A 14,162-nucleotide genomic window follows, 5' to 3' on the forward strand; every position below is an offset into this window, starting at 1 on the left:
ATCGATACCAAGCTCGATAGAAAGACCTCTCTTTACTTTAACTACTGCCTACTGCCCACTCCCTACTGCCTCAAAACCCCTGCTCCCGAAACAAATCCGCATTGTCGAGCTTCGAAACCTCGATGACAGCCTGAGTACGGCTGTAGACGTTGAGCTTGCGCAGGATCTCCGAGACATGCGCCTTCACCGTCGTCTCGCCAACCTGAAGCTCGTAGGCGATCTGCTTGTTGAGCAGTCCCTGCCGCAGCATCTGGAGCACGCGCAATTGCTGGGGCGTCAGCTTTGCCAGACGCCGCACCATGTCGGCGCGGTCGGCGCTCTCCGGTTCTGGCGGACGCTCGCCATAATTCTCAGGAACATAAACGGCACCCTCCATGACGGAGCGAATCGCCGCCGCGAGGTCGTCCTTGCGCACCGATTTCGGAATGAAGCCGGCCGCGCCATAAGATAGCGCCTCCGAAACGATCTTCGGCTCCTCATGCCCCGACACGACGACGACCGGCAGACGTGGATGCCGGGTGCGCAATTGAAGCAGGCCCTCGAACCCATGCACGTCCGGCATGCTGAGATCGAGTAGTGCGAGATCGAAGGCCAGCGGACCTGAGAGCACCTCCAGCGCCTCCGCGATAGACTTCGCCTCGACCGTATCCACATCCGGATAGGCCATGCGAACAGCGCTGTGCAGCGCCTCACGGAACAGCGGATGATCGTCGATGATCAGGAAGCGCGTGACCTCGCTGGTCTGGCTCATGGAGTGGCTTCTCCCTTCGAATTTTTCTTGAATGCCACCTTTTCAGAGTTTGCGGCCTGATCAAGCGGAGAATTTGCCGGCGACGTGTTCAGACGGGGCCATTCGCACTCCATCTTGATGATACGGCGCTGTCGAAGCCGCTCGATTCTTGTTGCCGTGTAGGGCTGCAAGGTCCGGCGCAAGCTGCTGATGTTCCAGTACCAGGCGAAGCAGCGGCACGTACCTGCAAAAAATCTCGCGCAGGAAGTCAGGCGGTGCGGCGCGCCCGCTTTTCGTAAAGCATGACCAGCGTGTCGGCGACCAGCGCCGGCTTGTCCTCGCCCTCGATCTCCATGACGTTGCTGGCTTTCATCAGGTATTGGCCCGGTCCTTTGCCCTCCATCGACAGCAGCGTCGTGCGCAGCCTGACGCGCGCGCCGGCCCTGACCGGCGCCAGGAAGCGCACATGGTCGATGCCGTAGTTGAAGGCGCCTTGCGTATTGTCGGGCAGGATGCGCATGTCCTGGATGAAGAAACCGATGAGCGAGAGCGAGAGATAACCGTGCGCGATGGTTGTCCGCAGCGGGCTTTTTCGGCGCGCCTGCTCGACGTCGACATGGATCCACTGGCGGTCGCCCGTGCATTCGGCAAACTGGTTTATCCGCTCTTGGTCGACCGTGACCCAGTCAGACACCCCTAGTTCCTGGCCGATGAGCCCCCAGAGTTCCTCAAATGTCGGCGCCGTTTCCCGCATTGCGTTGCCTTCGTCCAGTTCGACGCATGTGCTTTTAGCCGGTTGCGCGGCAATCGCAAGATTTGGACGCGGGCCCCGGCGCGCTCCGGCCGGACGGGCTCTAACAAACACCAGAATTGGCAGATCAATTCGCCAGCAACAGGCGCTCGGCGCCGTAAAGGACGAGGCCGGCAAGGCCCCCGATCAGCATGCCGTTGAAACGGATATATTGCAGGTCGCGGCCGATGTTGAGTTCGATCAGACGGGTAAGCTGCGCGAGATCCCAGCGCTTGACCTGGTCGGCGATGAAACCCGAGACGCCGCTCTTCTGGCTTTCGACGAAGGCGGCCAACGACACCACGAACCCCTTGTTCATGTCGGCGCGGATGTCGGGATCGCTCGCAAGATGCCGCCCGACGCTGACGAACATGCCGGCGAGATGCGTGCGGATCGCCGAACGCGGCGCCGCCAGGTCCTTTTCGATGATCGCTCGTACCCCGCCCCAGAGTTCGGCGCCCAGCGACCTCAGTTCCGGCCGGGCCAGCAGGTCGTGTTTCAGCTTTTCGGCGCGCTCGGCATAGTCCGGCGAATTGCGCAGCCGCTCGACGAAACCTTCGACAAAACGGTCGAACTCGCGGCGCAGCGGGTGATCGGGATCGCCCTTCACGTCATCGAGGAAAGTCGCGGCCGAGGCGACGATCTTCTTCAAGAGATAGGCGTCGGCGCGGAACAGGTTGAACAGCGACGGCAGTTCGGCGCGGATCTTTTCACGCAGCGACTCCAGCGTCTTCTCATCGCTGAAGGTCTTGGCCAATGCCCCAGTAAGCTCGTCGAGCAGCTTCTGGTGCCGCCCTTCGGCCGTGACCGCCGCAAGCAGGCCCGCCGCCAGCGGCGCCACCGGCACCTTGTCGACCTGCTCGACGAAGCGGCGCGCCGCGAAGTCCTTGAGGCCGGACTGCTCGATCGCTGTCAGAGTCTGCGGCGCGAGCCGTGCCACGAAGGCGGCAAGGTCGGCGGCGCGCTCGGGGTCGGACAGCCAGTCCGCGACCAGTGCCGCGAAATCCACCTCCTCCAGCTTGTCTTTCACCGGAGCCGGTGCCAAAAAATTCACTTCGATGAAGCGCCCGAGATTATCGGCGATGCGCGCCTGGTTCTCCGGGATGATCGCCGTATGCGGGATCGGAAGTCCAAGCGGCCGCCGGAACAGGGCGACCACCGCATACCAGTCGGCAATGCCGCCAATGGTCGCTGCCTCGGCGAAAGCGGCGACGAAACCCAGCCAGGGCCAGCGCGATTGCAGCAGCCGCGCGGCGACAAGGACCGCCAGGCAAACGCAGAGTGCCGACGTGGCGTAGAACTTTGTCCGCTTCAGCGCCGCCAGCTTCTCCGCTTCCCGCGCTTCGGCCGCCGGCATCTGGATTTCGGCATTGGCGGACATTCCTGATTCACCCTTCTCGAAACCATAACGCCTGACAAACGTCCGCCAGCGAATTCCATATAGGGACCACCAGCTCAAAACCCCGGCACAATCCAGCTTTCTCCCGCGAAAAGCCCTCGGTTCAACCTGAACCCGGTCGAAAAATGACCGACATCAGGCGAACCACTTCAGCGTGGGTAACGGATGGTTGGCGTGCCAAAGGAATACCATGCGGGCGTTCAGACCGCGGAAAGCCTGCGTGGCCTCATCCGAACGATGTCAGGATTGGCCGCTGGCGGCCTCCATCTCGGCAACCCATGCTTAGTTGCACGTGGCACGTCATCGTGCACAGCGGCAGACATCTTGAGGGGAACCGACGGCCCCCGCCAATTGCTCAGCGGGGCGGGCGGCACCTTCCGCTCCTTGACGAAAGCCGTCGCCTTATTGGCTAAGCGTTTGTCTCCCGTCGCAATATCAGATCCGCTGGCGCGGATCGGTCGCGTGGCCGTTTTACCGGATGGTAAGTCGGCTGGATCACGCGCGACGGTGACAGAGGTACAGGCCGATGACTGGCCCCATTGTCGATTTCCATTTTGTGCCAATTGGAACTTTTCAAGCCGCGACTTTTTGAAGCAGAATGGAACAATCCTGCTGACGAAGCAGAATTGCCGATCTGGATGCGCGCAATGAACATTCTTCTCAAACGCATAGTCGACCGGATTGTCAGGGTTGGAAATCTGAAGATCACCGGGCCGGATGGAACGACCACCAGCTTCGGTGACGGCAGCGGGCCGGCGGTCCACATGCATGTCAAAACGCCTCACGCGGAGCGCGCCATCACGCTGCACCCGACGCTGGCGATCGGCGAGACCTTCATGGACGGGGAACTCGATTTCCCGGAAGGCGACGTGCTGGCTTTCCTCAAACTCGTCTACGAGAATATGGGACCGATGGGCGGCAACGATGCGCTGACGCGGGCGATCGAAAGCCTGCGTGTTGCCTTCCGCCGACTGCAGCAGGTCAACACCCACGCTCGGTCGAAGCGCAACGTACAGCGCCACTACGACTTGTCGGGCGACATCTACAAACTCTTTCTCGACGCCGACATGCAGTATTCCTGCGCCTATTTCGAGCGCCCGGACATGACGCTGGAAGAGGCGCAGCTTGCCAAGAAACGCCATATCGCCGCTAAGCTCAGGCTGAAGGCCGGCCATTCGGTGCTCGACATCGGCTCGGGATGGGGCGGGCTCGGGCTCTACATCGCCAAAAATTTCGAGGCGGACGTGCTGGGCGTGACGCTGTCGACCGAGCAACATGCGGTCTCGACAGAGCGGGTGCGGGCCGAAGGGCTCGAGGACCATGTCCATTTCGAGATCCGCGACTATCGCGATCTCAACGAGCGTTTCGACCGCATCGTCTCGGTCGGCATGTTCGAGCATGTCGGCGTCAACCACTACCGCACCTTCTTCGAAAAATGCGCAACGCTGCTGAAGCCCGATGGCGTGATGCTCCTGCATTCCATCGGCCGCTTCGGTCCGCCTTCGGCCACCAACGCCTTCATCCGAAAGCATATTTTCCCAGGCGGATATATTCCGGCGCTGTCGGAGGTGATGCCGGTGATCGAAAAATCCGGCCTGATGGTCGGCGACATCGAGATATTGCGCCTGCACTATGCCGACACGCTGAAGCATTGGCGCGAGCGTTTTATGGTCAACCGTGACAAGGCGAAGGCGATCTATGACGAGCGCTTCTGCCGCATGTGGGAGTTCTACCTCTCAGGTTCCGAGGCCGCCTTCCGCTGGCAGGACCTGATGGTTTTCCAGATCCAGTTGACGCGCAAGAACGACACAGTGCCGGTCACGCGCGGCTATATGGAAAAGTGCGAAAAGGCGCTCGCCATGCACGAGATGGGCCATCGCGAGATGGACCAGCGGGAAAAAAAGCCGAAAAACCGCAGCCGGAAGGTGTCCGATCGGGATTGACGAACAATTATGCCAACGCCCGGATGATCGTCTTGAAACGCTGCGTCAAGTTCGGAAGATGCAATTATTTCATAGGGTTGACGCGAAATAATCGTGAAAGCGGTGCCGCCTGCCTGACGCGCGCCCCTTTTGAGCTGACGCTACGGCTTCATCAACGCAGTTCTGGCTGACCGCATAGGCTTTCGGCCTGACGCAGTTCCATAAATTCCCAGACAGGCGAAACGCCTACGCCCCCGCGACGTAAAGGGGCAATGAACTCGACGAAACACATCCACCCTGTCGCATGGAAACGGCAAAAGGCTGCGGGAGCGAAACGTTGTCCGGGCCAGAAATCAGACAGCACTCAAAGCTCCCGCAGAAAAACCCTCCTGCGCGGAGCTTGGGCCGGATGAACTGCCACGCGCCTTGCGGCTTCAACGAGGCCCACGTACTTCCAAGCATGTGCTGCCGGAGTAACACCATTTTGCGCCTGGAAAAAGGCGAAATCCGTCATTGGCACCTTTTGGCGGGCATGGGCGCCGATCTCCCGGCCGCAACTGGACGCAGCCGCGGGCTTGAGCCTGACGCCGCCCCCTGTCACATAGGGCGTATCACCGGGCAGAGCCTATGACCTATCTGATCTACGCGGCGGCCGCGCTTGCCGAGATTGCCGGTTGCTTCGCATTCTGGGCGTGGTGGCGGCTGGACAAATCGCCACTGTGGCTTGGTCCCGGCCTGCTGTCGCTGGTCTTGTTCGCCTGGCTGCTGACGCTGGTGCAGGCAGACGCGGCCGGCCGCGCCTACGCGGCCTATGGCGGCATCTATATCGCTGCATCGCTGCTGTGGCTTTGGCTTGCCGAAGGCGTGCGTCCGGATCGCTGGGATTTTGCCGGCGCCGCCATCTGCCTGGCGGGCGCCAGCGTCATCCTGTTCGCGCCGCGCGGAGCCTGACGGTGGAATTGCCCACAGCACTCCGCCAGGCAGTCGACCGGCTGCTGGAGCGCACGCCGCTCGCGGACCTGCAGCGGGCTTCCGGAATCCTGTCGGCCCGCTACCGCGCCGAACTGCGCGACGGCCGCCCGCACCTCGACGGCGCGCTTGCGGTGAAAGCCTATCTGGCGACGCGCCTGCCTGCCACCTATGCGGCGGTGCGCGCCACCTTCGCGAGCGTCGCCGACGGCATGCCGGACTTTTCGCCGGCCTCGCTGCTCGACATCGGCGCCGGCCCAGGGACGGCATTTTGGTCGGCGGCTGACTGCTGGCCAAGCTTGAACGCCGCCGTGCTGGTCGAGGCAAGTGCGGCGGCACGGAGTGCCGGGGAGACGCTGGGCCGGGAAAAACCCGCTATGTCCACCCGCTGGCTCGCCGATGACGCAACGCGCGGACTGCCCGATCTCGCGCCCGCCGACCTCGTGACGCTGTGCTACGTACTCGACGAACTCGACCCAGCCCAGCGCGCCGCTCTGGTCGAGCGGCTGTGGGCGCTGACGGCCGGCGTACTGGTGATCGTCGAGCCGGGCACGCCGGCCGGCTGGCAAAGGATTTTGGCCGCACGCGACCGGCTGATCGCCGCCGGCGCGCATCTCGTGGCGCCCTGCCCGCACGAAAACCCTTGCCCGCTCGCGCCGCCCGAATGGTGCCATTTTTCCCGCCGCGTCGCCCGCTCGCGGCTGCATCGGATGGCCAAGGGCGGCGACGTGCCGTGGGAAGACGAAAAATACATTTTCGTCGCCGCCGCGCGGCAGCCCGCGCGGCCGCCACGGGCGCGGGTTATCGCACCGCCGCGCGGCGGCAAAGGGTTGGTGACCTTGAAGCTTTGTCAGGCCGACGGAAGTGCTGCCGAACTCAAGCTGAGCAAGCGCGACGGCGACAATTTCCGCATCGCCCGGCGGCTGGACTGGGGGGATGCCGTGCAGCAGGATTTCGCCGGGAGTAGTTGAGGGCCGAGCGCGCCGCCAGTCGTTGAACAGCGCCACTGATGCGCTGGCCGTGTCTCGAACTGGATGTCTGAGTTGGGTGAATGCGGCCCGGCAGCTTCGAACCTCAGATATCTCTTGGTGGACCTTCAGGTCGGTCCTAGTATCGTCGCGATGTGACCACGGCAGACGCCCAAGATAAACGATGTGGCCTGGAAGAATGGGCCGCTGCCGACCTTGGTTTGATCCATTGGAAAAGACATCCTGCGTCACGTTATGATCGCAAGCCACGCCGCCCTCGACGAGACTTCACGCCGCCTGATGATGGAAATCGGCCCAGCGTGGGGACAGGATATTTTAAAGCACCGAGATATCGTGTTGCGCGCATACGGCCCCGTGCTGGAGTGTGCGCCCAAGGGGGGCATTTCGGTCACTCGCGACATTGCATACGGTCCGCATGCGCGGCAGGTCTTGGACTTGTTTGTGCCTTCAGGCGTGGCCGATGCGCCGGTTGTGGTTTTTGTGCATGGCGGTGTCTTTGTCCGTGGCGACAAGCGAGTGAGCAGCGAAGTCTACGACAATGTACTGTACTGGTTTGCCAGACACGGCTTCATCGGCATCAACATCGAGTATCGCCTGGCACCCGAATCGCAATGGCCAAGCGGAGCCGACGACTTGGGTTTGGCTATAGCTTGGACCCGTGCTGAGGTGGCACGGCACGGCGGAAAACCGGATGCGATCTTCGCCATCGGCCACTCGGCTGGCAGCACCCATGTCGCTACATATGCGTACGACCCGGCGGCAGGCTACTTCGGGCGAGGCCTCGCGGGCATCGTGCTGCTTTCCCCGCGCGTCCGCATCGACATTTCGATGGAGAACCCATTCGCAGCGAACGTGCGTTCGTATTTCGGCGACGACGAATCGGTATACGAGGCGCGCTCCCCGGTAACGCATGCGGCGATCAGTCCGCTACCTGTGATGATTGCGATCGCCGAGTTCGAGAACCCCCTCTTGGATGTCTACGGTTTGGAACTGGCGTATCGCATCGCGGCTGCACGCCGCCGCGCACCGCGTTTCATGCGTCTCACAGGGCATAACCACATTTCTTTGGTGGCGCACTTCAACACGGTCGAGGACACTCTTGGGCGCGAGATCAAGGAATTCACGCGTCGCCTTGTCTGAGACAACGTCTTGATATTCTGGGCTTTGGCAGGTGGGCCGAAGCGAGACGTCGCTCTTAACCGACGACATTTGGCTCGTCGTCGCCAGTGGCCCGGAGGAAGGACTGCGTTCGGGTCGGAGTTACGTACCTGAGACGACTTACTTGAGGTCTGTAGCGGACCGGTAGCTTCCACATTTGATTCTTCGACTACGGGCAGCGGGCGCACGCGCATCATTACCAGCAGCGGTCTGAAATAGACGCCCGACTGTCTAAAAGTGCGATGCGCTCAGGAAAACTTAGCTACTTGACGAAGTTTTCTCTTGCGTCACCGACAGATCGCGCGATAGTTAGCAGCATGGCTAAGCATGATCCGGATCTCTCTCTGCTCTTCCACGCGCTCGCCGATCCCACCCGCCGGTCGATCCTGACCCGGCTCGCCGCGGGGCCTGCACGGGTGACGGATCTGGCTGGCCCCACCGGGCTGCGTCTGCCCACGGTGATGCGGCACCTCTCCGTGCTCGAGGAGGCGGGGTTGATCGCCACGTCCAAGGACGGGCGGATACGCACCTGCGCCATCGTGCCCGAGGCGCTGCAACCGATGCGGACTTGGCTCGACGAGCAGCGGGCCATCTGGGAGGCCCGGCTCGACCGGCTGGACGCTTTTGTGATGAACGTGATGAAGGAACGCGCAAAATGAACCTGAACATGGGCCCAAGAAGCACGATCAATGCGGCGCCGGATAATGGGAGCAACCGCTTTGCAACACTGACCTTTGAAAAGGACGTGGCCGCACCGTTGCCGGTGCTGTGGCAGGCGTGGACGGCTCCCGCCGCGCGGGCAGTGTGGGCCGCGCCCACGTCCTCGGTCACCGTGGAATTCCTGGAGGCCGACACGAGGGTGGGCGGACGCGAAGTCTCGCTCTGCAAAGTGGACGGCCAGCCGGACATACGTTGCGAGGTCGGCTGGCTGGCGTTGCAGCCGGCGGCGCGCAGCGTGAACTACGAAGTGGTCTCGTCCAAGGGCGTGACGAAATCGGCGGCGCTGGTGACGGCGGCTTTCTCAGGCACGGGCGAGCGCAGCCGGCTTGTCGTGACAGTGCAGCTTTCCTCGCTGGCCGAGGATATGGAGGCAGGCTACCGGCAGGGATTTGGCGCAGGCCTCGATAATCTCGCAGGCGCGGCCGAGCGGACGATGGTGCTGCAGCGGGTCATCCGGGCGCCGCGATCCGTCGTCTGGGGCGCGTGGATGAACCCGGAGACGCTGCCGCAGTGGTGGGGGCCGGACGGGTTTTCCTGCCGAACGACGCGGATCGACCTCAGGACAGGCGGCGAATGGGTGTTCGACATGATCGGGCCCGACGGCACGGTCTATCCGAACCATCACCGCTATGGCGAGGTCAGGCCCGAAGAAGGCTTTGGTTATGCGCTGCTGTGGGGTGAGAACGGGCCGAAACATGCCGACGCCTGGGCTTCGTTCGAGGATGAGGACGGGGCGACGAAGGTGACGTTGGGCATGTTGTTCAGCACCGAGGCCGAGTTCCAGGAGGCGAAGGGTTTTGGCGCCGTGGAACTGGGCTTGCAAACCTTGGGCAAACTGGAGCGTTTCATCCTATCCCGCTGAAATGCCGTGACTTCCGTCGGCTTGAGTTGGACTTGTTGAAGAGACCCGCGTTCATGCCGCGTCGCCCGTTAGCGGCTGCACCGACTGGCCAAGAGCGGCCACGTGCCATGGAAAGACGAAAAATACATTTTTTCGTCGCCGCGGCGCGGCAGGCCGTCCGGCCGCCACGGGCGCGGGTCATCGCACCGCCGCGAGGCGGCAAGGGCTTGGTGACACCAAAACTCTGCGAGGCGGACGGCAGTGCCGCCGAGCGCCGGCTCAGCAAGCGCGACGGCGAGCATTTTCGCATCGCCCGGCGGCTGGACTGGGGAGATCCGGTGCAGCAGGATTTCACCGGGAAGAGTTGAGTGCCAAGGGCCGCGCCGTTTAAGGCAACTCGGTCGATTTTTCGGCAGTGCGGCTAACGAGCGAGTTGTTGTTCCCCAACCATAAACGATGGCTTTCGCACTGGCCGTCGTCGGCTGCGCCCGATATTAAATCACTACGAAATCCGCATAGGAAATGGTGGGCCGGCCGGTTAGTACCGCAAACTGAATTAAGACGTTGTCGGCGAAGTTGTAGTAGAATAATTTGCCCGTGTCGGTTTCATAGACGATGCGGTCGTCATAATCACTATTAATCCCGGTCGTGTTTGCCGTGAAGTCGGTAGGGCGTAGTGGGCCGGTGGCCAAATTTTCGAATTCGCTGAGTGCCGATTTGGCCAGTTGGATCGTGTCATCGGTGGCCGCGAAATCGGCGATCGTGACAATATTACCGTTCCAGACTAACGGGTCGGTGAAGAGGAAAACATCCTTGCCGGCGCCGCCGGTGAGCGTGTCCCTGCCGGAGCCTCCATTGAGGGTGTCATTGCCGGAACCTCCGTAGAGGATATCGTTGCCCGCGCCACCGTCGATCCGGTTGTTGACCGCGCTTCCCGAAAGTGTATCGGCGAAGCTCGAGCCGGACAGATATTCGATGGAGGAGAATGTGTCGCCTGCGGCATCACCTGTGTTTATCGTGGGACTGGTGAGGCTCACCTTCACCGCCGCGCCGGCTCCCGCATAGGATGCGACATCGTTGCCGGTGCCGCCGATGAGTTTGTCGGCGCCCACGCCGCCGATCAGCGTATCGTTGCCGTCGCCGCCCGTGATCGTATCGTTGCCAGCGCCGCCGCTGATCCTGTTGTTGAGCGCGTTGCCGGTGAGTGTGTCGGCGAAGTTGGAGCCGGTCAGATTTTCAATGGAGGAGAATGTGTCGCCTGCGGCGTCGCCGGTATTGGTCGCGGGACTGATGAGGCTCACCTTCACCGCCGAACTCGCAACCACATAGGATGCGACATCGCTGCCGTTGCCTCCGATGAGTTTGTCGGCGCCCGCGCCGCCGATCAGCGTATCGTTGCCGTCGCCGCCCGTGATCGTATCGTTGCCAGCGCCGCCGCTGATCCTGTTGTTGAGCACGTTGCCGGTGAGTGTGTCGGCGAAGTTGGAGCCGGTCAGATTTTCAATGGAGGAGAATGTGTCGCCTGCGGCGTCACCAGTATTGGTTGCGGGACTGATGAGGCTCACCCTCACCGCCGAACTCGCAACCACATAGGATGCGATATCGGTGCCGGTGTCGCCGATGAGTTTGTCGGCGCCCGCCCCGCCGATTAGTGTATCGTTGCCCCAGCCGCCGTCGAGAAAATCTTTGCCAGCTCCGCCGTTGAGATTATCATTGTCATAGACGCCGTAGAGCGTATCGTTGCCATCGGCGCCGACAAGCGTGTCGCTACCCTCTTGGCCCTGAAGCCAGTCATCGCCGGTACCGCCATTGATCGTGTCGTTGCCCTCGTAGCCGTCCAGATTGTCGGCTCCCGCTCCGCCGGAGATCCTGTCGTTTCCCGCGAACCCAAAGACGAGGTCTCCAAAGGGCGTGCCTATGATACTGTCGTCGCCGCCGAGCAACAGGCCGAGAAAACCCAGGCTGTTTTGCGCAACCGCGAAATTGGCGGCGGCGGCGGCAGAGACCGCCAGCCCTGTGATCTTCAACGCTGTGTCGCCCCGCTCTACATACTCGAACGAGGTGATTGTGCCGCCCGACAAGACTCTATTCGAGTTATTCGTGACGTAATTAAAGCCGTCCCCCTGAAAGCGCATATAAAAATCATTATCATCGTAATATTTTGCGGACGTTGACGTCAAGGATGTAGATTCGTAGTACCATAGTGCCCCAACATTAAAGGCGTCGACATACTGACTACTGAAGAAACTCAGCCTATTTGTCGTACCACCAGTAACAACGGCCATTGCAGCTTCTCCTAAATATTCTGTGACGAGCTATGAAAAAGTGACTCATCGTGTATCGCAAGCCCGTAGGCGTCCTCAATTTTGCAGGTACAGGAATTGAGCGCTTCACCCTGGGGGGTGAATTCAACGACCGGATGATTTGGCAGCGGACGCTCCTTGCTTTCGCCGCAACCCAACGCACTTTCCAATCCGCTCAGGCTGTTTTATGTTCTCGCGGTCGGGTGCGCGGACATTCCGCTGCAGCGAACTCAGAGTGTTGCGGGCACAATGTTACTGTTGGGGGCTGGAGTTCTGTCTTTGTCTGGAAAGCGGGTGTGGTTTGAGACATGAACCACACGAACCGCGTCGACGATTGTCTGATCGATATGGTATATGCTGCGGTCCTCGGCGAGGCCACGTGGGCCGACTTCTTGGCGGAGTTAAGCAAGGCCCTGCCTGGTGGGCGGACGACACTGTTCTACCACGATGCATCCGAGAGAAAAGGCGCGTGGGAACTGAGCTACGGCTTTGATGAGACGACGCTGTCCGACTACGCGAATTACTATTGCCGCATCAATCCCTGGATGGCCAAGGCGGCGATCAGACAGATCGGACTCGGCGTGGTCGCTGAACAGATGCTGCCAGCCGCTGATTTCCGGAAGACTGAATTCTACAGCGATTTCTACCGTCGGATGGGAGTACATTCAGCCGTCGGCGTAACCATAGTCCGCGAGCGCGGACGCTCGTTCCTGCTATCTACGTTGACCAGCCGGGCCGATCCAGACGAAAACAGAATAGCCGCCGATCGCCTGACGATACTCGCCCCTCACTTGCGCCGGGCATTCAAGCACTTCAGTAGAGACCACACCAGCAAGCAAATAAGCGAGATCGGAGCCCCGCTGTTGGACGCGATCGACATTGGCATGATCGTTGTCGGAGAATACGCAGTCGTTAAGTTCACATCCGGCTCCGTTCAAAGCCTTATCGAACAGGGTAGTTGCGTGAGGCTAACCCGCCTTGGTAGGGCGAAGATCTGTTGTCCGGAGACGGACAGGCTGCTTCAAGCGATGCTCAACCGGACGTATGACGGCTCGGGAGTAGCAAGCGCGATCGTCGGTTCGGTCAAACTCACACTCATACGCGTGAACAAGGACCGTTTCTCTGCCTATTTCGAGGGGCCGACAGTGCTGCTGCTGCTGGAGCCTATTGCGAGCGGTCGACGGCGCCCGACGAATATCAAGCACTTAGCTCTTACCTATGGCCTCACCGCTGCGGAGACGCGGGCGTTGGCGAGTTTGGCAGATGGCAAGAGGGCGAGCGAGATCGCAGAGACCGCCATGCTCTCGCGAGAAACGATCAGAACACAGATTAAGAGCCTCTATGCTAAGATGGGCGTCGCCAGCCAGCTAGACTTGCTGCGAATAGTTGGAAGCTGACAGCGAACATTGCGCACTAAGCGCACGACACCGAAAATCTTTAGTGCGAGTTTATTTTGAATATTCACGGATCGATCCCTTTGTGCTTAGGCTGCGAATTTCCATCATCAGGCCCTTGAGTTGCTTAGCAAATTGTACACGGTGGTTGAGGCGAAGAAGTGTGGTTTGAGGCTGGTCGGCTCTTTGTTTTTAACGTAAACTGAGAAATGCAGTCGGGCATTCAAACCGAACTGTTGTCGATCCTCTCAAGTAATTCCGGCAATTCCCCAAGATGAGAAAGCTCGCGAAAGCGCGGCGCACCGACCGGGGGCTCGACATGCTCGAACACCCAGGTCAGCGGATGCGGGACGAAGACGCCCCAGCTACCGGCGAGGATGGCAGGGACCACGTCGGATTTCAGCGAATTGCCGACCATCATCGCATGGTCCGCGCCGTCGCCGTGGCGGGCGAAGATGCGCTCATAGGTCGACGCCGACTTGTCGCTGACGATTTCGACCGCGTCGAAAAAATCGCCCAGCCCGGACTGCGCCAGTTTTCGTTCCTGGTCGAACAGGTCACCCTTGGTGATCAACACGATGCGGTAGAGGCCCGCCAGCCGCTCGAGCGTCTCGGCGGCGTGCGGCAAGGTCTCGACCGGATGCGATAGCATCTCGCGGCCGGCCTCGAGGATCTGGCCGATCACGGCGGCGGGCACCCTGCCCTCGGTCACCTCAAGCGCGGTCTCGATCATCGACAGCGTAAAACCCTTTATGCCGAAACCGTAATGCGCGAGGTTGCGCCTTTCCGCTTCCAGCAGCCGGGCGAGAAGGTCCTTGGGCTCGGCGTGGTCGGCCAGCAACGCCTGAAACCGCTCCTCTGTCAGCCGGAAGAACTGCTCGTTCTGCCAGAGCGTGTCATCGGCGTCGAAGCCGATCGTCGTCAGCGCGGCCATCTGATCATCCCTG

13 protein-coding genes are annotated in these 14,162 nt (G+C 61.1%); 8 read left to right on the forward strand and 5 right to left on the reverse strand.

The features are described 5' to 3' along the window. Positions 1–70 precede the first annotated feature (70 nt). The 3 genes from ABMA59_RS16295 to ABMA59_RS16305 form a co-directional block, all read right to left on the reverse strand. Positions 71–751: a response regulator gene (locus tag ABMA59_RS16295; protein WP_349006431.1), complete on the reverse strand. Its 681-nt coding sequence runs from the start codon at positions 749–751 to the stop codon at positions 71–73. A 247-nt stretch (positions 752–998) separates the two neighbouring features. Continuing rightward, complete coding sequence (locus ABMA59_RS16300) at positions 999–1,484, reverse strand: MaoC family dehydratase (protein ID WP_349006432.1); 486 nt, start codon at positions 1,482–1,484, stop codon at positions 999–1,001. 124 nt (positions 1,485–1,608) lie between these two features. Beyond that, on the reverse strand, positions 1,609–2,901 hold the full coding sequence (locus ABMA59_RS16305; protein ID WP_349006433.1) for a DUF445 domain-containing protein: 1,293 nt from the start codon (positions 2,899–2,901) through the stop codon (positions 1,609–1,611). A gap of 665 nt (positions 2,902–3,566) precedes the next feature. On the opposite strand from ABMA59_RS16305, the gene ABMA59_RS16310 reads away from it, so the two are divergent. The 7 genes from ABMA59_RS16310 to ABMA59_RS16340 all read left to right on the forward strand — a co-directional run bounded on the left by ABMA59_RS16310 (position 3,567) and on the right by ABMA59_RS16340 (position 9,886). Beyond that, positions 3,567–4,862, forward strand: coding sequence for a cyclopropane fatty acid synthase (locus ABMA59_RS16310; protein WP_349006434.1), 1,296 nt, complete (start codon positions 3,567–3,569; stop codon positions 4,860–4,862). A 606-nt stretch (positions 4,863–5,468) separates the two neighbouring features. Then, a complete protein-coding gene (locus ABMA59_RS16315; RefSeq protein ID WP_349006435.1) occupies positions 5,469–5,792 on the forward strand; it encodes a YnfA family protein in 324 nt (107 codons plus the stop codon). Between the two features lie 2 nt (positions 5,793–5,794). Beyond that, on the forward strand, positions 5,795–6,781 hold the full coding sequence (locus ABMA59_RS16320) for a small ribosomal subunit Rsm22 family protein (RefSeq protein ID WP_349006436.1): 987 nt from the start codon (positions 5,795–5,797) through the stop codon (positions 6,779–6,781). 252 nt (positions 6,782–7,033) lie between these two features. Beyond that, positions 7,034–7,939, forward strand: coding sequence for an alpha/beta hydrolase (locus ABMA59_RS16325; protein WP_349006437.1), 906 nt, complete (start codon positions 7,034–7,036; stop codon positions 7,937–7,939). Between the two features lie 335 nt (positions 7,940–8,274). Further along, positions 8,275–8,616: an ArsR/SmtB family transcription factor gene (locus tag ABMA59_RS16330; RefSeq protein WP_349006438.1), complete on the forward strand. Its 342-nt coding sequence runs from the start codon at positions 8,275–8,277 to the stop codon at positions 8,614–8,616. Next, entirely contained in the window at positions 8,613–9,539 is a 927-nt protein-coding gene (locus tag ABMA59_RS16335) for an SRPBCC family protein (protein ID WP_349006439.1), read from the forward strand. Before ABMA59_RS16330 ends, ABMA59_RS16335 begins: the two co-directional genes overlap by 4 nt. A gap of 107 nt (positions 9,540–9,646) precedes the next feature. Further along, on the forward strand, positions 9,647–9,886 hold the full coding sequence (locus tag ABMA59_RS16340) for a small ribosomal subunit Rsm22 family protein (protein WP_349006440.1): 240 nt from the start codon (positions 9,647–9,649) through the stop codon (positions 9,884–9,886). A 126-nt stretch (positions 9,887–10,012) separates the two neighbouring features. Here the strand turns inward: ABMA59_RS16340 and ABMA59_RS16345 are convergent, their stop codons facing one another. Continuing rightward, the gene (locus tag ABMA59_RS16345) at positions 10,013–11,803 is read right to left on the reverse strand and encodes a calcium-binding protein (RefSeq protein ID WP_349006441.1); all 1,791 of its coding nucleotides are present in this window, start codon (positions 11,801–11,803) and stop codon (positions 10,013–10,015) included. Positions 11,804–12,129: 326 nt separating this feature from the next. On the opposite strand from ABMA59_RS16345, the gene ABMA59_RS16350 reads away from it, so the two are divergent. After that, positions 12,130–13,218: a helix-turn-helix transcriptional regulator gene (locus tag ABMA59_RS16350; RefSeq protein ID WP_349006442.1), complete on the forward strand. Its 1,089-nt coding sequence runs from the start codon at positions 12,130–12,132 to the stop codon at positions 13,216–13,218. A 220-nt stretch (positions 13,219–13,438) separates the two neighbouring features. Here ABMA59_RS16350 and ABMA59_RS16355 read toward each other — a convergent pair whose 3' ends face one another. Continuing rightward, positions 13,439–14,149 (reverse strand): HAD family hydrolase, encoded by a 711-nt coding sequence (locus ABMA59_RS16355; protein WP_349006443.1) that lies wholly within the window; start codon positions 14,147–14,149, stop codon positions 13,439–13,441. Positions 14,150–14,162: the final 13 nt, after the last annotated feature.

It is taken from the genome of Mesorhizobium yinganensis, from assembly GCF_040081985.1.
Lineage (GTDB): Bacteria > Pseudomonadota > Alphaproteobacteria > Rhizobiales > Rhizobiaceae > Kumtagia > Kumtagia yinganensis.

Bases quoted from the DNA above. Each gene is read 5' to 3' on its own strand.
- ABMA59_RS16335 (WP_349006439.1), top strand. From the start codon at position 8,613: ATGAACCTGAACATGGGCCCAAGAAGCACGATCAATGCGGCGCCGGAT.
- ABMA59_RS16300 (WP_349006432.1), bottom strand. From the start codon at position 1,484: ATGCGGGAAACGGCGCCGACATTTGAGGAACTCTGGGGGCTCATCGGC.
- ABMA59_RS16305 (WP_349006433.1), bottom strand. From the start codon at position 2,901: ATGTCCGCCAATGCCGAAATCCAGATGCCGGCGGCCGAAGCGCGGGAA.
- ABMA59_RS16330 (WP_349006438.1), top strand. From the start codon at position 8,275: ATGGCTAAGCATGATCCGGATCTCTCTCTGCTCTTCCACGCGCTCGCC.
- ABMA59_RS16345 (WP_349006441.1), bottom strand. From the start codon at position 11,803: ATGGCCGTTGTTACTGGTGGTACGACAAATAGGCTGAGTTTCTTCAGT.
- ABMA59_RS16350 (WP_349006442.1), top strand. From the start codon at position 12,130: ATGAACCACACGAACCGCGTCGACGATTGTCTGATCGATATGGTATAT.
- ABMA59_RS16355 (WP_349006443.1), bottom strand. From the start codon at position 14,149: ATGGCCGCGCTGACGACGATCGGCTTCGACGCCGATGACACGCTCTGG.
- ABMA59_RS16325 (WP_349006437.1), top strand. From the start codon at position 7,034: ATGATCGCAAGCCACGCCGCCCTCGACGAGACTTCACGCCGCCTGATG.
- ABMA59_RS16340 (WP_349006440.1), top strand. From the start codon at position 9,647: ATGGAAAGACGAAAAATACATTTTTTCGTCGCCGCGGCGCGGCAGGCC.
- ABMA59_RS16315 (WP_349006435.1), top strand. From the start codon at position 5,469: ATGACCTATCTGATCTACGCGGCGGCCGCGCTTGCCGAGATTGCCGGT.
- ABMA59_RS16295 (WP_349006431.1), bottom strand. From the start codon at position 751: ATGAGCCAGACCAGCGAGGTCACGCGCTTCCTGATCATCGACGATCAT.
- ABMA59_RS16310 (WP_349006434.1), top strand. From the start codon at position 3,567: ATGAACATTCTTCTCAAACGCATAGTCGACCGGATTGTCAGGGTTGGA.